The organism is Candidatus Methylacidithermus pantelleriae (assembly GCF_905250085.1).
In the GTDB taxonomy this organism is placed as follows: domain Bacteria; phylum Verrucomicrobiota; class Verrucomicrobiia; order Methylacidiphilales; family Methylacidiphilaceae; genus Methylacidithermus; species Methylacidithermus pantelleriae.
The window spans coordinates 159,471-177,817 of the sequence record NZ_CAJNOB010000001.1; the positions used below are offsets into that span (position 1 = coordinate 159,471).

Annotated in this window: 16 protein-coding genes and 1 tRNA gene; 9 read left to right on the plus strand and 8 right to left on the minus strand. The window is 57.0% G+C overall.

Going from position 1 to position 18,347, the window contains the following annotated elements:
• The first annotated feature begins 516 nt into the window (after positions 1-516).
• Complete coding sequence (moaC, locus tag KK925_RS00730) at positions 517-969, plus strand: cyclic pyranopterin monophosphate synthase MoaC (protein WP_174581681.1); 453 nt, start codon at positions 517-519, stop codon at positions 967-969.
• Positions 966-1,457: a molybdopterin adenylyltransferase gene (gene mog / locus KK925_RS00735; protein ID WP_174581682.1), complete on the plus strand. Its 492-nt coding sequence runs from the start codon at positions 966-968 to the stop codon at positions 1,455-1,457. The genes moaC and mog overlap by 4 nt, the downstream gene beginning before the upstream one ends.
• A gap of 29 nt (positions 1,458-1,486) precedes the next feature.
• On the opposite strand, the gene KK925_RS00740 is transcribed toward mog, so the two are convergent.
• A tRNA-Pro gene (locus KK925_RS00740) sits at positions 1,487-1,561 on the minus strand.
• Between the two features lie 114 nt (positions 1,562-1,675).
• Here KK925_RS00740 and sufC point away from each other — a divergent pair.
• The 3 genes from sufC to sufT all read left to right on the plus strand — a co-directional run bounded on the left by sufC (position 1,676) and on the right by sufT (position 4,542).
• Positions 1,676-2,428, plus strand: a complete 753-nt coding sequence (gene sufC, locus KK925_RS00745) for a Fe-S cluster assembly ATPase SufC (protein ID WP_174581683.1) — start codon at positions 1,676-1,678, stop codon at positions 2,426-2,428.
• A gap of 82 nt (positions 2,429-2,510) precedes the next feature.
• Positions 2,511-3,938 (plus strand): Fe-S cluster assembly protein SufB, encoded by a 1,428-nt coding sequence (sufB, locus tag KK925_RS00750; RefSeq protein ID WP_174581684.1) that lies wholly within the window; start codon positions 2,511-2,513, stop codon positions 3,936-3,938.
• Between the two features lie 49 nt (positions 3,939-3,987).
• On the plus strand, positions 3,988-4,542 hold the full coding sequence (gene sufT, locus KK925_RS00755; protein WP_174581685.1) for a putative Fe-S cluster assembly protein SufT: 555 nt from the start codon (positions 3,988-3,990) through the stop codon (positions 4,540-4,542).
• Here sufT and KK925_RS00760 read toward each other — a convergent pair.
• Genes KK925_RS00760 through KK925_RS00770 form a run of 3 tightly spaced genes read right to left on the minus strand, consistent with a single transcriptional unit; the run spans position 4,539 to position 7,408 of the window.
• Positions 4,539-5,915, minus strand: coding sequence for an NAD(P)(+) transhydrogenase (Re/Si-specific) subunit beta (locus tag KK925_RS00760; protein WP_174581686.1), 1,377 nt, complete (start codon positions 5,913-5,915; stop codon positions 4,539-4,541). The two genes, sufT and KK925_RS00760, sit on opposite strands and share 4 nt — an antisense overlap.
• A gap of 5 nt (positions 5,916-5,920) precedes the next feature.
• A complete protein-coding gene (locus KK925_RS00765) occupies positions 5,921-6,211 on the minus strand; it encodes an NAD(P) transhydrogenase subunit alpha (RefSeq protein WP_174581687.1) in 291 nt (96 codons plus the stop codon).
• Between the two features lie 12 nt (positions 6,212-6,223).
• Positions 6,224-7,408 (minus strand): Re/Si-specific NAD(P)(+) transhydrogenase subunit alpha, encoded by a 1,185-nt coding sequence (locus KK925_RS00770; RefSeq protein WP_236027794.1) that lies wholly within the window; start codon positions 7,406-7,408, stop codon positions 6,224-6,226.
• A gap of 221 nt (positions 7,409-7,629) precedes the next feature.
• On the opposite strand from KK925_RS00770, the gene KK925_RS00775 reads away from it, so the two are divergent.
• A complete protein-coding gene (locus tag KK925_RS00775) occupies positions 7,630-8,166 on the plus strand; it encodes a ferritin (RefSeq protein ID WP_174581688.1) in 537 nt (178 codons plus the stop codon).
• 244 nt (positions 8,167-8,410) lie between these two features.
• Here KK925_RS00775 and KK925_RS00780 read toward each other — a convergent pair whose 3' ends face one another.
• A complete protein-coding gene (locus KK925_RS00780) occupies positions 8,411-11,509 on the minus strand; it encodes a UvrD-helicase domain-containing protein (RefSeq protein WP_174581689.1) in 3,099 nt (1,032 codons plus the stop codon).
• Between the two features lie 9 nt (positions 11,510-11,518).
• Positions 11,519-14,581 (minus strand): PD-(D/E)XK nuclease family protein, encoded by a 3,063-nt coding sequence (locus KK925_RS00785; RefSeq protein WP_174581690.1) that lies wholly within the window; start codon positions 14,579-14,581, stop codon positions 11,519-11,521.
• 382 nt (positions 14,582-14,963) lie between these two features.
• Between KK925_RS00785 and KK925_RS00790 the strand changes: the two genes are divergently transcribed.
• Complete coding sequence (locus KK925_RS00790) at positions 14,964-15,305, plus strand: 4a-hydroxytetrahydrobiopterin dehydratase (RefSeq protein WP_174581691.1); 342 nt, start codon at positions 14,964-14,966, stop codon at positions 15,303-15,305.
• A gap of 694 nt (positions 15,306-15,999) precedes the next feature.
• Here the strand turns inward: KK925_RS00790 and KK925_RS00795 are convergent.
• Positions 16,000-16,749, minus strand: coding sequence for a TlyA family RNA methyltransferase (locus KK925_RS00795; RefSeq protein WP_174581692.1), 750 nt, complete (start codon positions 16,747-16,749; stop codon positions 16,000-16,002).
• A 183-nt stretch (positions 16,750-16,932) separates the two neighbouring features.
• Between KK925_RS00795 and KK925_RS00800 the strand changes: the two genes are divergently transcribed.
• Entirely contained in the window at positions 16,933-17,265 is a 333-nt protein-coding gene (locus tag KK925_RS00800) for a DUF971 domain-containing protein (RefSeq protein WP_174581693.1), read from the plus strand.
• Between the two features lie 441 nt (positions 17,266-17,706).
• Here the strand turns inward: KK925_RS00800 and KK925_RS00805 are convergent, their stop codons facing one another.
• Positions 17,707-17,895 carry a hypothetical protein gene (locus KK925_RS00805; RefSeq protein ID WP_174581694.1) on the minus strand — a complete coding sequence of 63 codons (189 nt, stop codon included), beginning with the start codon at positions 17,893-17,895 and terminating at the stop codon, positions 17,707-17,709.
• Between the two features lie 98 nt (positions 17,896-17,993).
• On the opposite strand from KK925_RS00805, the gene KK925_RS00810 reads away from it, so the two are divergent.
• On the plus strand, positions 17,994-18,296 hold the full coding sequence (locus KK925_RS00810; protein WP_174581695.1) for a hypothetical protein: 303 nt from the start codon (positions 17,994-17,996) through the stop codon (positions 18,294-18,296).
• Positions 18,297-18,347: the final 51 nt, after the last annotated feature.

The window sequence follows — 18,347 nt, forward strand, 5'->3', positions numbered from 1 at the left end:
GTGCTTACGTCGGTTTTTTTCGCGCCGGAGTCGAGGTGAGGGAAGTCAGACCCGGCCTACCCGTCTTTGATCGCTGCGGTCAACCCCGCGTGTCGCCCGGAGCGTATGTCCGATCGGGAGGAACTTGACGGCCTCCCGCGGCCTTTGGTCGCAAAAACGCGCGACTGGGCGCTACCTCGGCCTTTGCCCCGGAAATCCCGACCCGCAAGTCGTCGCTAGCCCTGTTCTAGGCCGGCGTCCGACACCATCCTCCCTAACAGAGGAAGCGTTGTGTGGGGTCCTAAGAGCGGTTCGAGGGAAACACCCGAGAACACCATGCGGGTTTGAGGGTAACGTTGACCCGAAAGCTTTTCCGTCTTTGAGAGCGCGGGTGGGAGGTCGTTACTTCTGGCCTTGATGGGAAGGGAGCAGTTTCGGTAAGAAAAAAGCAGCTCCTTAAGATTGGGCTTGGGAGGTCCATCGCTCCTGGGGGAAACCAGGTTGGAACGTCCGGTATGAAAGGATAGGCATAACGTCATGGGGGATGCTCCACCCGAACGTTTTCATGCGCAGGAAAGCCTTTCCATGGTAGCGGTGGGCGAGAAGCCTGTCCAGCTACGAAGAGCTCGTGCGGGAGTCTTTGTGCGCTTGCCTTCGTCAACGCGAAGGGCCCTGGAAGAAGGGAAGCTTCCCAAGGGCAATGCTTGGGTGGCGGCCAAGGTTGCAGGAATTTTAGCGGCCAAAAAGACGGCCGAACTTCTCCCGCTCTGTCATCCTCTTCCGCTGGAGCATGTCGTGGTGGATTGTCACCTTCATCCGGAAGGGGTCGAGGTAGAGAGTAGGGTGGAAACCTCGGCCAAGACCGGGGTTGAAATGGAGGCTTTGGTAGCGGCAGCGGTAGCCGCCTTAACCCTCTACGATATGTGCAAAGGCTTGGGTGGGGAGATTGTGATTGAGGGTCTTCGTCTTTTGGAGAAGGAGAAGCGGTGAAAGTAGGTCGCATCACCCTGAGCGACCGAGCCAGCGCGGGTGTCTACGAGGACCAGAGTGGTCCAGAGATCGAGAAGGTACTGGCAGAGCTTTTCCAAGAACCTCTGGAATTTCTGGCCTTGGTTCTGCCTGACGAGCGATCGCTGCTTGAGGAAGCGCTGTGCCGGTTGGCCGATGTCGAGGGGTGCCCTCTCATTGTGACGACTGGGGGCACGGGTCCTTCCCAGCGAGATGTTACGCCGGAAGCTACTCGGGCAGTGATCGAAAAGGAACTCCCGGGTTTCGGCGAGATTATGCGGTGGCACTCCTATCAAGAGGTCAAAACGGCGATCCTTTCCCGCGCCACGGCCGGAATTCGGGGTCAATCCCTGATTATCAACCTGCCGGGGAGTCCCCGGTCCATCCGCCACTGCCTCAAGCTTTTGGGTCCAGCCATGAGCGAAGCGATCGAGCACTTGACAGGATGGCGGCCAAAGCTTCGGTCCTAAGCTGGCTTGGAGAGTGCCCGTGGGACTCGTCGGAGTGGCAGGATTTGAACCTGCGACTTCTTGCTCCCAAAGCAAGCGCTCTTACCAGGCTGAGCTACACTCCGAAATCGCGCGTGCGTCTATACCCAAAAGGATGTGGCAAGTTAAAAGTCTTGGCAACCGGCCCTTTGTGGGTTGGAAGCACGGTCTTTTTTGCGTTATGTTAGCTGTCCTATTCTATGAGTCTCTTCATTGAAGATCTTCATGTATCGGTCAACGGAAAAGAAATTCTCCACGGGGTAACCCTGGAACTACCCAAAGGGGAGGTCCATGCCATTATGGGTCCCAATGGTTCCGGGAAAAGCACGCTGGCGAAGGTTCTGGCCGGTCATCCTGACTATCAGGTCCTCCGAGGGGAAGTGTATCTGGATGGGGAGCCGATTCTGGGGCTTGAACCTGACGAGCGGGCGCGCAAGGGGCTCTTTCTTGCTTTCCAGTATCCGTGTGAGATCCCCGGGGTGACCATCGCCAACTTTTTACGCGCGGCTCTCCAGGCGAGACTCGCGGAAGGCCAAAAACTAGACGTGCCCGCTTTCTACCGGCGGCTTTACCAGGAAATGGACAAGCTGGGGATGGGCAAGGAGTTTGCTTCTCGGTACGTGAACGCCGGGTTTTCCGGTGGGGAAAAGAAGCGGATGGAAATCCTCCAAATGGCTATCCTGGAGCCTACCTATGCGATTTTAGATGAGACGGATTCCGGGTTGGATATTGACGCTTTAAAGATCGTCGCTCATGGGGTCAATGCCCAGCGCGGGCCCGGAAGGGGGATTTTGGTCATTACCCACTACCAGAGACTTCTCAACTATGTGATCCCTGACCGCGTTCATGTCATGGTTGGGGGAAAACTCGTCCGGTCGGGAGGGCGAGAGCTTGCTTTGGAGCTTGAGGAAAAGGGGTATGCGTTGTTGGAAGAAGCCAGGACCTCTGGCTAGGGAACGGATAGATAAGGGTGGAAGACAGGAAGCTTTGTGCGTATCTTTCTTTTGAGACAGCTTTGCAAAAAGGAGGCCCAAGATGGGACACAACGTCGGAGTGGAAGCGCAGGAGGAACTCCAGGGGATTTCCCCAGAAGTGGGAAACTTTTATTACGACGTAGACTACGCGTATGACGCTGGATACGGTTTATCAGAAAAAACGATCGACTATATCTGCGATGTCAAAGGGGATCCCGAGTGGATCCGGCAATTCCGGAAGCGGGCTCTAGAGATTTTCCTCCAAAAACCCCTTCCCACCCACTGGGCCAGCAAACTTTTGGAGGAAATTGATTTTGACCGGATCCGTTACTACCTGGCGCACGACCGGCGACCGAGGCGCTCGTGGGATGAGGTGCCTGATGCGGTCAAGCGAACGTTTGAACGCCTGGGAATTCCCGAGCAGGAGCGAAAATTTTTGGCCGGGGTGGAAGCGCAGTTCGACAGCGAGGCCGCTTATTCCAACATCAAGGCGTCGTTGGAAAAACAAGGGGTCATCTTTGTGGGAAGCACGGAAGGGCTTCACCAGTATCCGGAAATCTTTCGCCGGTGGTTTGGGAAGGTAGTCCCTCCGGGAGATAACAAGTTTGCGGCACTCAATAGTGCAGTGTTTAGCGGAGGAAGCTTCATCTATGTTCCCCCTGGGGTCCGGGTCAGCCATCCTTTGCAGGCCTATTTCCGGATCAATGCGCCGAGTTTTGGCCAATTTGAGCGAACGCTGATTATTGCGGACGAAGGGGCGGAGGTGACCTATATGGAGGGGTGTACAGCCCCTCGGTTCGACACGGCTACCCTTCATAGTGCTGTGGTGGAGCTTGTGGCACTTCCAGGGGCCAAGATCCAATACATTACCGTGCAGAACTGGAGCGCCAACGTGTTTAACCTTGTGACCAAACGAGGTCTGGCGCACGAAGAGGCCGAGATCAAATGGATCGATTGCAATATTGGAAGCCGTTTGACGATGAAGTACCCTGGAGTCATCCTTAAGGGTCGTAAGGCTCGGGGGGAGGTGGTGAGTATCGCCTTGGCGAATACGGGTCAGCATCAGGATACGGGGGCTAAAATGATTCATGCGGCCGACGAGACAACCAGTCTCATCACCTCCAAGAGTATCTCTATTGGATCTGGGCGGGCTACCTACCGGGGAATGGTATCCATCCCGTCGGGTCGCAAGGGGTGCAAGAACCACACCGAGTGCGACGCGCTCCTCATTAATACCGTATCGCGGACGGATACCTATCCGGCCATTACGGTGCGCGGGGACCGGAACTTCGTGCAACATGAGGCGACGGTCAGCCGGGTAAGCGCGGAGCAGATTTTTTACATGCAGCAGCGCGGATTGTCAGAAGCGGAAGCTATGAGCCTTGCGGTGAACGGGTTTGTAAACGACCTGGTTCGGCAGTTCCCTCTCGAATATAGCGTGGAACTCAAGCGGCTGATCGATCTTGAAATGGAAGGCTCGGTAGGATAATAGCCGGCTCTCTTCGATTGAGCGAACCCCCTGGTTGGAGTTTTCTGTCATGTCCGAGGAACAGAGGGTGATTCTTCGAGACGTCGAGGCGATCGCCATTCCCTCGGGGGCTCCCATTGTTGTGAAAAAGGGAACCCCGTTCCAGGTGATCCAGGCTATGGGGGGTAACTACACCGTTCTTTGCCAGGGGTCGTTTCTTGCCCGCATTGCCCAGAAGGATGCCGATGCGCTGGGCGAAACGACGGCCGGGGAGGTGCCAAGGACGGCGGGGGAGGGGCTGCCGCAAGGACCTGTGGATGAGAACATGGTGCTGGAGCGGCTGAGGGAGGTATTTGATCCGGAGATCCCTGTAAATATCGTCGACCTTGGTCTTGTGTATGATTGCGTGATAAGTCCGCGAGAGGATGGCCGGTACGACGTGCGCGTGAAAATGACCTTAACAGCCCCGGGCTGCGGCATGGGACCGGTTTTGGCCCAGGAAGCAGAGTCGAAAATCGCCCAGATTCCGGGAGTAGCGACGGCCCAGGTCGAGCTGGTATGGGATCCCCCCTGGACACCGGCGATGATCACGGAAGAAGGAAGGATGCAGCTGGGGCTAATCTAACGGCTCTTAAGGGCTGCGGTGATCTCCGTCACGACCTTCTTGGCATCTCCAAAAACCATCATCGTCTTGGGGAGATAGAATAGATCATTATCTACCCCAGCGAACCCTGTGGCCATACTTCGTTTGACGAAAACGACCGTGCGGGCTTTGTCTACTTCAAGGATGGGCATTCCGTACAAGGGGGAATCCTTTCGGGTCCGGGCCGCGGGATTGGTAATATCGTTAGCACCGATCACGATGGCCACGTCGGCCTCGGGAAAGAGAGGATTGGCCAAATCCATCTCCAACAACTGGTCGTACGGGACTTGGGCTTCGGCAAGAAGGACATTCATATGACCCGGCATCCGACCGGCAACGGGATGAATGGCGTAGCGAACCTCAATGTGGCGCGCGGCCAAGGCGTCGGCAAGTTCCTTCACCGCATGCTGGGCCTGTGCAGCCGCCATCCCGTATCCGGGCACGATCATGACCAAGCGAGCATTTTCTAGCACGGTGGCGACATCCTGAGGGGTAAAACTCTGAACTGCCCTCCCCTCTTTCTCGGCCTTGGGTTGCTCGAGCACCTGACCGACCGCCCCGAAAAGAACATTGGTAAAGGAGCGGTTCATGGCCTTGCACATGAGAATCGACAAGATAAACCCCGAGGATCCGTCGAGCGCGCCAGCGACGATCAAAAGTTTGTTATTGAGCGCAAATCCCATAAAGGAAGAGGAAAGACCGGCATACGCATTGAGAATCGCAATAACGGTCGGCATATCGGCTCCGCCAATTGGAAGAACGAGAAGAATGCCAAACCCCAGAGCCGCAAAGACTAAGAGGGAAAAAAGCCAGCTCCACCGGGGTTCGGCCACAAGGCCCACTCCGGAGAGGATAGCCAGGCTAAAGACCGCCAGGCTCACAACATTCCGACCCGGATAGACGATCGGCTGGCCGGGAACCAGTCCCTGCAACTTCCCAAAGGCTACCAGACTTCCGGTGAAGGTTAGGTAACCCAGAAGGACTTCGAGAACTAAAATGGCCATGACGGGTCTTGGGATTTCCGTCATTCGTAAGAGATACTCCGCCGTGCCGACAAGACCCGCGGCCAGGGCCCCAAAAGCGTGGGAAAGAGCGGTCCGCTGGGGCACTGCCGTCATAGGCATAAGCAGCGCCATGGGGACGCCCGCGAGCGTGCCCACAACAAGCCCGATGAGAATAGGAGGAAAGTGCTGGATCTGGGGCTTGGCCAAGGTAGCCACCATCGCAAGGGCCATCCCTAAACAGCCTGCGAGATTCCCGAGTCGAGCCGTCCGGACCTCGCTCATCCATTTGAGCGACAGGATGAAAAGCGCAGACGCTACGACGTAGGCCAGCTCGATTCCTGGTGATTCCATGGCTCCTACCGATCTTTGCGGCGAAACATCCGCAGGATCCGTTCGGTAATGAGGAATCCTCCCACCGCGTTGGTAAAGGAGGCAGCAATGGCTAGCACGCCTAGCACCGTGCTTGTGGGTGTGAGACTCTCCCCGGCTAGGAGGAGAGAACCCACAAGGGCGATGGAGGAAATCGCATTGGTCAGCGACATAAGAGGCGTGTGGAGGAGTCGGGACACATGCGTAATCAGCTGGAGTCCTAAGAAGGAGGCCAAAAGAAATACATAGAGGTTGGAAATCCAGTCGGCGGTGCTCATGTTTGGGTTCTCCTAGGGGGTCGAGGTTGCGGAAGACCCGATCGGTTCCCCGGAAGCCAGCGCCGCCCGTGTTGGTTGGTGGACAGGCTCACCTTGACGCAGGACCAGAGGGGCGCAAACGACCTCGTCGTCGCGATCCCAATCGGGTTTTCCATCGGCAAAAAGATACGAAAGGAAGCTGACGAGATTTCTCGAATACATGGCACTGGCATGGACGGCCATGGTGGAAGGAAGGTTAACAGGACCGTGGATCGTCACCCCGCGGTGGATAACGGTCTTTCCGGGAACGGTTAAAGCACAATTGCCTCCCTGTTCGGCGGCTACATCGAGGATCACAGAACCGGCCCGCATGGCCTCTACAGCTCCCTGCGATACAAGAATGGGTGCTCTGCGCCCGGGAACCAGGGCGGTGGTGATCACGGCATCGACCTGAGCACAGCGTTCTGCCAAAAGTTCCTGCTGCCTGCGGTAAAACTCCTCTCCCAAAGCCCGGGCGTATCCACCTTTGGTTTCGGCTTCTTCTACTTGGAGGGGCAGCTCCACAAAGCGAGCTCCAACACTCTCTACCTGTTCCCGGGCCGCGGGCCGGATGTCGTATCCCTCGACAACCGCACCGAGTCGCCGCGCCGTTGCCATGGCTTGAAGCCCTGCCACCCCGGCACCCAGGACCAGCACCTTGGCCGGTGGTATGGTTCCTGCGGCGGTCATGAGCAGGGGAAAAAACTTCGGGAGAAAGCTTGCTGCCAAAAGGGCGGCCTTGTATCCAGCTACGGTTGCCTGGGAGCTCAACGCATCCATTGATTGAGCTCGCGAAATCCGAGGGATAAGCTCCATAGCAAAGGCGGTCACTTTTTTCGCGGAAAGGCAGCGAACGACTTCGAGGTTTTGAGAGGGATAGAGAAAGGAGACCAAAATCGCCCCCTCCTTCATCAGGGTTGCCTCTTCCAGGGTCGGAGGATGGATTTTGAGGACTAGGTCCGAAAGGGCCCAGACTTGAGACGCATCCACAATGGTTGCCCCGCGAGCCTCGTACAGCTCGTCGGGAAAATGAGCCTCCCGGCCTGCGCCTGAGCCTACCACGATGGAGACTCCTAGCTTAAAAAGCGCTGGCAACGACTCCGGGACGACCGCGACCCGAGCCTCCCCTGCATGCGATTCTTTGCAAATTCCACAGATCATCCATCCGATACGTGGCAACGCACCTTAGCGTGTTTGGTCGTAAAGGCAAGCAGGAGCCTAGCCATCTTCCGAAGGCGAGTCAAAAATGTAAACCAATCCATCCTTCTTTTGCATAGTCGCAACGCCGGCCCGAAACGGTTTTTGCTGCGGACCATGAGGTCGGAGCTTCTTGGGGGGCAAAAAAAGATTTGTGCGTTTGCCCCATTTGGTAGTAAAAGAATTTGTTGGAACGCGCGGCTATGCTTGTCTCTGAAAACATCATTGAGGCGATCAACGAACAGGTGGGAAAGGAATTTGAAGCCTCGCTCCAATATGAGGCGATTAGCGCGCATTTTGCAGCGGAATCCTTGCCGCACCTGTCTCGGCACTTTGCCAAGCAGGCGGAAGAGGAGCGGGAACATGCTCATCGTTTCATGCGTTTTGTGATCGATGCCGGGGGAAGGGTAAAAATCCCCGGGATCGCTGCGCCCCAGTGTAGCTTTGAAAGTGCCCGCGAAGCGGTTCGGTTGTCGTTAGAGCGCGAGATTGCAGTAACTTCGCTCATCAACCGGATCGTGGATTTGGCCCTTAAGGAAAATGACCACATTACCAATAATTTTCTCCAGTGGTTCCTTAAGGAGCAGTTGGAAGAAGTATCTTCCATGGATCAGCTCCTCAAGATTGTGGAGCGGGCAGGAGAATCGAATCTGTTGCTGGTGGAACAGCTGTTGGCTGAGGAGAAGGAAAAGCTTCTTCGCGCCAAAATCGAGGACGAAGAAGAGGAGGACGAGGAGTAAGGTTTTTTCCCGTCCCCGGCTTGAGTATTGTCCTTACTAGAGGGGGGCGTTGGTAAGCGTTTTTCCTTTGAAAAAAGGGTTTCGGGCATATGCTTGGGCGTGCCTAAAGGGGAGTGTTTCTTTCTCTCTTCCTTTCGGAGGGGAGTCTCTCTGAAGTGCAAAATGGGTTTTGGGGAGAGTTTTCGTAGGGGGCCCACACGAAGCACAAACCCAGGACGCTGGGAAAGGGTGTCCGGGGTTTTCGCTAGGGAAATGAGAAAGGGACTGGAATGACTTTTCCCCACGGAGTGCTATAGATTTCCACGCGTTCGATCTCTAGACCGTAGTGCCGCCCGCTAGAAACGTAAGACAAAAGTTGCGACCGGTACTGGCCAAGGAGTTTTTGAGAAAAAAGACGAAAGTCTTCCTCCTCCGGCTGATCGGTTTTCCAATCGACAAGCACCCAAGTGTTGCTTTTCTCTTTATATAAAAGGTCCATTTTTCCTTCTTCGACCACTCCCTCTTGGATCACCCTTACGTAGGGAAGCTCGACCAGGAGCTGGTCGCGGCCGGCAGCCTCTTGTAGCCGCCGGTAAAAATCCGTTCGCCAGAAAAGGGCGATTTCCTTCCGGGCGCGCTCCTGGAGCGCTGGAGAAAGCGTCCGCAGTTTTTCACGAAAAAAACCTTCCCGTTCGCTCGGAGTTGCGCACCAGGGCCATCGTGCCAATAGAGCATGCCACCAAAGACCGTACCGCAGACCCAAAGACGCTTTCCACCGGATCCAGGACCCTGCCCCACCCCGCGAAGCGTTTTCTTCTAGCTCTCTATCTTCTTGGCTGGGAAGCCTGCGGATCCAACCTGTCAGGCTGGGAGTCGAGCCGGGCTTTTCCGGCCAAGGGTCGGGAGAGAAAGACTCCACCGATTCCTGGACAAGCCTCTTCCCTTCCAAGGAAAGCAAAGGAACTGCCCGAGATTCGCCCGGAAGTGTGTCCCACCACTGGTCGCGGGGTCCCAAAAGGTCCAGGTTGCTCTTGGCCCCTTTTCGTTCTTTCTCCTTTTTCCAGAGAGCCTCGTCATCCACAAAGATAAGCGTTTGACGGGCGCGCGTGCACGCAACATAGGCTAATCGCTGTCGCTCTTGTTCCTCCTGCAGCCGGTGGATTTTTGGTTGCTCTTCCCCTCCCGGAGTCCACAACCCGTTAGCCCAAAGAATCGCCGGGAGGCTTTCCGGATGGCAGTCTGCAAAGACGTGAGGCCGGCGATCTTTCCGAAGGAAACTTTCCGGGCGGCCCCAAAAGGCCAGGATAACGACCTCCCACTCCAGTCCCTTGGCTTTCTTCGTGGTGAGAAGTTGCACGGCCTGCGACTCGTGTGGGCCAAGCAAGGAAGAGGTTCCTTTGAGCGCCACTCGATCCAAGAGCCTCGATCCACTGGCGAGCCCACGACCCTCTTCCTCCTCCCGGTAGGCGCGGAGGATCCATCGAGCGACCCTCCGGTGAATTGCAGGGGACCGTTCCCCTAAAGCCGACTGAAGCCGCTCGGTAAGCCCTATCCTTTCCGTCCAGATGGCCAAGGCTTTGCCCAACCCGTAGCGGCGGGTTTCCACGGAGAGTTGATAGAGCGTATCGAGCGCAGCTTCTATCCGGGAACGCGCGTTGGGGTAGGGAGCTAGGAAGAGTTTCCGGGGGGCTCCCAGGCGTCCTTCCGGATACCGAAACTCAAAGATTTCCCGGTCCGAAATCCCATAAACCTCCCGGAGAATCCCCGCGATTTCCCATTCGTTCCACGGTTCTTCTTGGATCGTGGCTAGACTAGCTAACCACCACAGCTCCGGCGTGCCTCGGTAGGAACCCTCAAAGTGCGACTGGTAAGGAATCCTTTGCTCTTCGAGGGCTTGCGCCAGAACCTGCAGTTCCTCCCTGCGAAAAGCCAAGATGGCGATCTGCCCCCAATGGGAGGCGCCCAGTTTTTGAGGTCCCTCCTGGGCAAGCCTGCGCGCGAGCCAGCGGGCTTCCTCCAAAAGCTTTGGCTCTTCCCCAAGGGGGACCTCCTCTGGGGGAACCACCCAGCGCAAGACGGTTCCTTCCTCTTTCTCGGGAGCCGGTGCAACAGGATGAAAGGAAGTCTGACCTTTTTCGCCTGTTAAAACCGCTCGAAACGCGCCTTCCAAGCACCGAACCAGTGCAGGGGGGCAGCGGTGACCCTGCCGGAGATGGAGCTCTTCCCCGTGTGGTTGAGAACACAGAGCCTGGTGGTACGCAAGATAGACTGCCAGGTTCGCTCGATCCCGGTAGATCGACTGCTGGCTGTCCCCGACCATACAGAACCGTCCGGGCCCCGGCCCTTTCTCTGGCTCCTTTAACCACTCAAAAGGGGTTGTGTCCGGGCTGCGAGCCAGCTCGGTCAAAATGGCGAACTGCCAGGGGTCAGTATCCTGAGCCTCATCGAGAAGCACCCGATACCCCCGAAGCAAAAGTTTCTGTCGCTCCCCAGGATCGGAAAGGATCCGGTGGGCTAAAAGGATCTGATCGGAATAGTAGAGAAGTCCTTGCCGGAACCGGTGTTCCTGCAGTCGTGCGGCATACCAAACCGTAAGCATGAGGCCCGCTCGCGTGACCGGCTCCAGGCTCCGCACAAACTCGCAGGCATTTTGCCGCAGCTCCTCCCAGTCACGGTCCGAAAGTGCCAGCCGAAGATAGGATTGGCCATCCCATCTAGAAAAAGCCTGCTCAAGTTTGTGCAGCCAGGCCGGTCCCTGCTTTGCCTTGCTTTTTCCTTTGTTCCCATAGCCAACGGGAATCCTTTGCCGGAGCGCCACGGCGTCCCACGTTTCTCCTGGGAGCCAATTTTGGAATTGTCTCCACACCTTCTCCCAGTCCATCAGGCGACGGGAAAGTTTCTGGGCCGCCATCCGGATCTCCCGTTCCGGGAGCAAGCAATGGATCTTGGGCACCCAGGGCCAGGGGGGCAGTTCCCAGGGTTCCGGCTGCGGAGGAGGAGAAACTTCATCGAGCACCTCGAAATTCCCGGGATAACCCAGAAAAGGAGCGTGTTCCCGGATGAGCGAACAACAAAACGAATGAATCGTTCCAATAAACGCCCGCGAAATTCCTCGCCGGAGAGGTTCCGGAAGGTGTTGGGCATACTGCTTGTGGAGCCCGGCCAAAATGCGAGCGCGCATCTGGCGTGCGGCCCGATCCGTATACGTGACCACCACTAGCGAGCTCAGTTCGTGCGGATACCGGCTGGCTAGTTCCACGACCCGCCCAGCGAGGAGGGTGGTCTTCCCGGTCCCCGCTGGAGCTTGCACGGAAAAGTTCCGCTTAAGCTCCCGTTGGAAACGCTCGCGGATGTCCTGGTCCATCAAAGGATTCTAAAAAGCTCGTTCCCAGTGGCACAGAGGGAAACTAAGCTTCCATTTGTTTTCGAGTATTCCTGTTTCCAGGGGAAGCATACTCTTGGGAAACGGAAGTCCTTTTCCATAGCGAGGCTTAACTCTTTCTGCTTGGCCAAACTGTCCCGATTGCCACGCTGCGCGGAGCGTCGCCCAGAGAGGTTCATAAACTGGCGCGAAAGGATCGACGAAGGACCACTGGGGCATTTTCTGCGAGGCAAGGGGAACGGTTGCGGCATAGGTGGACAGTTGGGCCCCTGCCAATGCCCGAAAAAGCGCGCAGTAGACCACCAGTTGAAAATGGGTTCCACTTGCTAGGACTTTCTCCTGGTGAAAGAAAGAAGCGTTGGTTGAGGTCTTATAGTCGATAATCCAAGCCTGGCTTGAATGGGTGCCAGGCGGCTGATCGAGGAAAACAAGATCCACTTTCCCCTTCCAATCCCAGGGGGTTCCCAGAATATTCTTGGCAAGCTCTTTTGGGACCAAAAGCTTAAGCTCGGTTGCTGCCCAGGAGGGGCGTCCCGCGCTTTCCCAAAGGGAAAGAGTTTTTTGCCTAAGCTCTTGCGCGGCAGCCAAAAGTTCCAGCCAGTAGCTTTCCCACCAGGGCGGAGGACCGGGAGGGGAGGAAAAAAACGAGTTCTCCAGCCAGAGTTTTTTCCCTTTCAAATATCGATCGAGTTCTTTTTGCCAAAGGGAGCCCCAGTGGGAGGGCAAAGGTTCCCATGCGCTCCAGTTGAAAGCCGGTCCAAAGGATCGATTCTGGCAACTAAGCGGCAGGCTTCTCGCAAGAGCTTCGTGGAGGATTTGCCCCTCGAAAAGCGCAAGAAGCTGTTCCTCGGTCCATTCCCGCGGTTTGCCTTCGAGCTTAAGAAAAAGGGAGAAATAGGCATAAGCGGGAGAACAGAGGATCGTTTCGGCTTCCGTCGCTGCCAGCGGAGGGGTCTCTTGGGCAATGTCCAGTGGGTTGCTAACGAAAAAACTATGGGAATCGAAGGGTTTGGTTGGGTCGCGCCGGAGCCGATGGATTCGAGCCAGCTCGTCAAGCTGTGGCTGTGGGAGATGGGGAGAGGACCCGAGCTCGTAGCTCGTCAACGCGCGGCGACTTGTCTCCAGCAGTGCTAGGGTGTAGGCCTCCTGCCAGGGTGTATGGGGTCGAAGACGATTCCAGGCTTCGATGAAAAGGGGTGCGACTTCCCATTCGTGCAGGGTCTCTAGTTCGTCGTAGGCGGCTGCGACGCAAAAAATTTCTCTGTCCACTGCCCGGTGGAAGCGTTCCCACTGGGCTGCGACCGGGATGGGTTCGGCTATCACCATCTCCCAAAAGGGGGTCGACGTGGTCATCTTTTCTTGGGCCGGTTCGCAAGAACAACCCAAGCCTTCCCTGACTTCGCTAAAAGGGGGAGGGACGGTCCGGGCCGAATCCCAGATGCCCTGGTTTACGGATAAAAGCAGAAGACTTTCCCACCGGTCCAGGACGGCCGATTGGGGGGAACAGAGGTGGATAGGCGCCCAGGGAGAGCCCCTGCGCTCGGGTTGCGTTTGGGTAAGAAAGAGCTCCAAAAACCGGACAGCACCAGTGCGTTCCACCGGGCGCGAGAAAAGCTCCTCGATTGACCCCAGATCCTCGTAGAAAAGCGACTCGAGGGCTTCCGCCCACTCACGCCCCAAAAGCCAGCTAGCGTCATCGACCAGGTGGCGACAGAAATCCCCCAAGGGGGCTTGGGCTGGCCACCGGCGCTTAGCATATTCCAGGCAAAAAGCTTCCAGCGCGGGAGGCATTCCGGCAAGCCCATCGGGGTTAGATGGGACAGTTCCCAGAAGATTCTGGCAAAGGGTCCGGGCCGCCTGATCCCAGAGGAATGTCTCAAGCTCGGCCGGGGTGAGCTCTTGTCCTGCGAGGCTGCAAAGGGCACTCCCTATGAGCCAGGCAACCTTCCAAAACTCCACCAAGGTGACGCTGCGCAGTCCCTCGTTCTGAAGCAAAATCCAGAGGGCAAGAAACCGTTGTTCGTGCCTGGGTTTTGAAAAAAGGGGGAGCTGGCAAAAGAAGGGAAGGCCTTCCTTTTCCAAGGAGTCGGCCAGGGCCAGGGCAAAAGCGTTGGACCGGGGAAGGACGATTCCCAAGCGAGCATTCCGGTCGGGGCTTCGTGAGAGCCACGACTTTGCCACGCGCACGGCCAATTCCCGCTGGCTTTCCTGGTCTGGGGTGAGGAAGAATTTCCAGGTGGGTCCTTCCTTGTTTTCCAGGGGTGTGCGGGCGGCTGGAAAAACGGAATGGGCGGCATTCGCGCCAAACCAATGGGCAACCCACATCTCCCAATGGCGAGCCAGCCGGGGATCTTCCCCTTGGGACCTAAGAGCCAGTAACGCCACGTTTTCAAAGGACTGAAAAGCAAGTTCCAGCCACCGGAGGAACCCGGTTGCGGCATGTTCAGGCCCGAATCCAACGGCAAAAAAATCTCCCGGCAAACGGATCGACTGGTCTTGAAGCCGTCGTTTAGCAAGCTCGAAGGAATAGAGCGGGTCGCAGAAAGGGATTTGCCGCATGAACGCTAGCCAAGCCTGTGCCAAATCCGGGTATCGACGGAAAAGGGGAAGCTCTTCGTAGGGGATTCCCAAGAAAGCTAGAAGTTCCAGGCTCTCTAAGAGAGGAGCCGGGTCCTGAGCGAGGCTTTGAATAAGAGGGTCCTGTGGGGTCTCCGAATGGGAAAGGTAGCGGCGTAGCGTTTCCTCCATGAGCCACTTTTGGATCCATCGGGGCAGTACCGGGGGATCCGGCAAACCATAGGCTACGAGCAGCCGTTCTCGCAGGGCCGCGGGCCCGAGAAACTCGACCCGGAAGATCGGAAGCCCGCAGGAAAGAAGGCTCCGCTTGAATCCTTCGATCGCTCCAGGCTCGGGAAGGGCGATCCAAGCAGGCCGCGGACAATCGGAAACAGTTGGGGTTCGCCACGTCTCCCACAGCTGACAGAAAACTTCGTGAAGCTCACGGGTTGAACTCACTTCCAGCCCGTAGGCTAAACCCCTAGGCGCTCGTTCCATAAAGGTCTTAGGTAGCGGTCGCCGGGGTGAGAGGTCAAGGCGGAGCCGGCACGAAGCTTGGAGGGCTCATACCCACTACGGGCTTTGTGGGAAATGGCCAATCTGGGATTGCCCAAGAGGGTGTCCGCCACTACAATCTTTGTAACGCGGATGCGGGCCAGTCCCGGGGCAGGAAAAAAAAGCGCTTTTTCCAAGCAAATATTGGGAGGGCTTTGAGAAACATACCCCCGTTTTCCCAGGGCAAGTCCTTGGAAGCTTGCCCGCAGGGGAGTCGAGGGGCAAGGAGAGCCAGGCTAGAGGAGAGAGCCATTGGCAGAAAAGGGGCCTATGGGAGAAAAAGAGGGGGACTGGGCGTACCAAAAGTTCGGAAAAGGAGGGAAGGATGGCTCAGTTAGCTAAGGAAAAATGCACAGCTTGCCGGGTAGGAGCTCCCCAAGTGAGCGAGGAGGAAGCCAGGGAATTTCTCCAGCAGTTGCCGGGGTGGGAGATCGTTGAGCTGGACGGGATTCGCCGGCTTAAGAAGGTGTTCCGATTTCCTGATTTTGCCAAAGCGCTGGCGTTTACCCAGCGGGTAGGGGAGCTTGCGGAACAGGAAGGGCATCATCCTGCAATCCTCCTGGAGTGGGGTCGTGTCACGGTCCAGTGGTGGACCCATAAGATTAAGGGCTTGCACCGGAATGATTTCATTATGGCAGCCAAGACGGACGAACTAACCAAAGAGTAAATCAAAGCTCTCCGGCGAGAAGCCGCAGAGACGTGAGGGCGAGAAGGGACAATTACCTATAGTTGCGAGACGATCCCGGTCCATCCAGGCAAAAGGCCAAAACGCTATAAATAAGCCGTGACGCAACTCGCAGGGCTTCCCAAAGGAACGAGCTCACACCCATCCGTGGCACTGGGCCGGTTGTTTACAAGAATCCCTTGACTGGACCGTGGTCTTGCCCATCGGAGAAAGGTTGTACGTGGCATTCCCATCGCTGTGCCCCCCCAAGACCCCAGGCTTCCCACACCAAATGGTTTGATTCTTTGACCGAGAGCCTCCCACGCCGAGCCCGTTTGGCTTGTTCAAGCAGGTGGAACACTCAACCGCAGCTCGTCCTCCGGCGACCGCATTGCGGGCCTCCTTAAAGAGGCTCTGTGGAATTGGCTAGCCCATGGCGGCCCTCCTTTGACTTGTGACCCCCAGCGGGCGAGCCGGTCCCCAGGATGACTACGGGAGAGAGAACAGTGGGGATGGGGAGAAGAACTTCCCAGGTTTCCCGGCAGTTTACCCAATCAGAAGGGGGCCGTTTCCCCGGAGCCTGTCTGCGCCCCATGGGATAGAGCTAGGCGACGAATGGGACCTCGAGGCCAACCGGGTGGGAAAAGAGCTCTTCTGGGTGGCCCGCATTGGCTCCGGATGTCGTGCCGGAAGCCTATCAGTTGGGTGTTCTTTGGAGAAGCCAGAAGATCTCTTGATTCCCATGGGATCCCAGAACCGGTGAGGGAAAAATTCCTTTTTCTTGGCAAGGGAGATCCTCACGGGCAAGCCAAACACGCAAGGATTGGATCACTTCCTCGCGGACCTTAGGATCCCGCACCACTCCCCCTTTGGGAACCTGCCTCGGTCCTGCTTCAAACTGGGGTTTGATAAGCACACAAAGGTAGCCTTGGGGACGAACCAAGGGAACGATCCGGGGAAGGACCAGCCGCAGGGAAATGAAAGAAACATCGATCGTTGCCAGATCAAAGGGGTCTGGGAAAGATTCCCGTTGCAGATATCGGGCATTCACGCCCTCGTGAATTTCGACCCGAGAGTCGGCTCGCAACCGGGCGTTCAATTGGCCTCGCCCCACGTCAATGGCGACCACTCGGCGCGCTCCATGCTGCAAAAGGCAGTCAGTAAATCCTCCGGTAGAGGCTCCCACGTCAAGACAGACCCAGTTCTGTGGGGAAAGACCAAAATGCTGCAAGGCTGCTTCCAGCTTGTATCCGCCACGGCTTACGTAACGAGGTTTGGCCGAAATCCGGATTTCGTCTTGAGGACTGACCAGCAAAGAAGGTTTCTGGGCACGTCCCCCGCCTACCCACACCTCCCCGGCCAGAATGGCGGCTTGGGCCTTTTCGCGAGAGGGGAAAATCCCCCGTTGCACAAGAAGGCGATCCAGGCGTTCCCGTGGAGACTTCATCCGGACTTGGCAAGACCCACGAGCTAAATAGATATTGGAAAAAAGAGAGGACAAGACCAAAAGGGATCGGGTGCAGAGACTGCGGCACAAGGTTTGGCAAATCCCGGTCACTTTCGATGGCAGGAGCCCGGAGAGGGAGAAAGTTTACCGGGGCTTGTGGGAGTAAAAAAAAGGCCATTAGCCATGGCGCAACCATCCTATCCTCGACTCATTGAGCAGGTAGGGCAAGAGCTAGCCATCGCGTGGTCGGACGGGACGGAGAGTTTTCTTCCGCTGGAGCGACTTCGGAAAGCGTGTCCTTGCGCGCTTTGCCAGGGAGAACCAGATGTGACAGGGCAACGGGTTACAGCTTCTATGCAAAAGTATTCTCCGCGGAGTTTCCAGCTTGTGGGATGGCGGCTTGTGGGGAGCTACGCTTTGCAACTCCGATGGGCTGACGGTCATGATACAGGCCTTTATCCCTTCTCCTACCTCAAGGATCTTGGGCGGGAGGGCGGATTCAGAGAGCCCTCGTAGTTTTTTACCCGGGATCTTCCCATGGCAAGAGGTTGCCCACAGCGAAAACATATGGCGACACATAAGGTTCTTCGTAGCAGGATATCCGAATGAAGTTGCATGCGTGGGCCAAGCGGCAGGGTGTTGCCTACACGACCGCTTGGCGGATGTGGAAGGAGCGGTGTTTCGCTCTTCCCGCAGGATAAGAGGATAAGAATAGTTGCCGACCGCAACGGTAATCGTGCATCCGGCGGCGGAGCGGCCCGGTGGCGTGGCTCCCGACGCGCGGGTGGGCAAACGCCGATCAAAAAGCGGATTTACACGGGCAGTGGCATTGGGTTCTCCGAGTTGACTTTTCAGGCAAACCGTTCGGGATCGTCAAGGCCGTCAAGGAGGTTGGCTCTGGGATGAAGGGCCATCGCAGAGGGCTCGTTGGGCAGGCCTCTCGTCCCAAGGTTCGCGTCATCCGGGTCGAGTAGCTCGACCGGCTGATGCGTGCAAAGAGATCGCCCGGGCCTTGCGCCGAATCGCGCCAAAGGCTTCCCATCGAACGATCGGATCTTTGCAAGAGGAAGGTTCCAATTGGGTCAGTGGATCCCCTCGCCGCTCGCTCGTTCTCTTTTCCTTCCCGTACGCTAAGGCGATCGCCATGACTGAAAGTCGGCTTTTTTCCCTGCCGGCGTCGAGGTGATCGAAGTCCGACCCGGCCTACACGTCTGTGATGGGCATGGTCAACCACGTTCGTCGTCATGACAAAAGTTCCTACCAAGGTGTGGGCTTGTGCCTACGGACGGCGGCGGTCGCCTCCCCTTCGCCCTACTTGCAAGCAATCCGACGAAGCATGTGTGGTCGTTTCTCTGGCGGCGGTTGGGAAGAGACTCAAAGCGGCGGATGCAGCACCTGCCCGGTCGGGAGGAAATCAAGGGCCACCCGCGGCCTTTGGCTGCGAAAACGCGCGATTGGGCGTTACGGGGGCTTTGGCGGTGAACCCTCGGCGTGCGAAGGGTCGGCAGCACTCTTCGGCGGGGGTCGCGGACGATCTTCCCTCGTAGGAGAATGGGTCTCTATGCTTTTAGGAAGGGTTGGAAAACCTTTGGCCTGGG

Coding starts and splice junctions, on each gene's coding strand:
- KK925_RS00790 (WP_174581691.1), top strand. CDS start 14,964: ATGGCTCAGTTAGCTAAGGAAAAATGCACAGCTTGCCGGGTAGGAGCT.
- sufC (WP_174581683.1), top strand. CDS start 1,676: ATGAGTCTCTTCATTGAAGATCTTCATGTATCGGTCAACGGAAAAGAA.
- KK925_RS00765 (WP_174581687.1), bottom strand. CDS start 6,211: ATGAGCACCGCCGACTGGATTTCCAACCTCTATGTATTTCTTTTGGCC.
- KK925_RS00760 (WP_174581686.1), bottom strand. CDS start 5,915: ATGGAATCACCAGGAATCGAGCTGGCCTACGTCGTAGCGTCTGCGCTT.
- moaC (WP_174581681.1), top strand. CDS start 517: ATGGGGGATGCTCCACCCGAACGTTTTCATGCGCAGGAAAGCCTTTCC.
- KK925_RS00775 (WP_174581688.1), top strand. CDS start 7,630: ATGCTTGTCTCTGAAAACATCATTGAGGCGATCAACGAACAGGTGGGA.
- KK925_RS00780 (WP_174581689.1), bottom strand. CDS start 11,509: ATGGACCAGGACATCCGCGAGCGTTTCCAACGGGAGCTTAAGCGGAAC.
- sufT (WP_174581685.1), top strand. CDS start 3,988: ATGTCCGAGGAACAGAGGGTGATTCTTCGAGACGTCGAGGCGATCGCC.
- KK925_RS00800 (WP_174581693.1), top strand. CDS start 16,933: ATGGCGCAACCATCCTATCCTCGACTCATTGAGCAGGTAGGGCAAGAG.
- KK925_RS00810 (WP_174581695.1), top strand. CDS start 17,994: ATGACAAAAGTTCCTACCAAGGTGTGGGCTTGTGCCTACGGACGGCGG.
- KK925_RS00785 (WP_174581690.1), bottom strand. CDS start 14,581: ATGGAACGAGCGCCTAGGGGTTTAGCCTACGGGCTGGAAGTGAGTTCA.
- KK925_RS00805 (WP_174581694.1), bottom strand. CDS start 17,895: ATGGCGATCGCCTTAGCGTACGGGAAGGAAAAGAGAACGAGCGAGCGG.
- KK925_RS00795 (WP_174581692.1), bottom strand. CDS start 16,749: ATGAAGTCTCCACGGGAACGCCTGGATCGCCTTCTTGTGCAACGGGGG.
- sufB (WP_174581684.1), top strand. CDS start 2,511: ATGGGACACAACGTCGGAGTGGAAGCGCAGGAGGAACTCCAGGGGATT.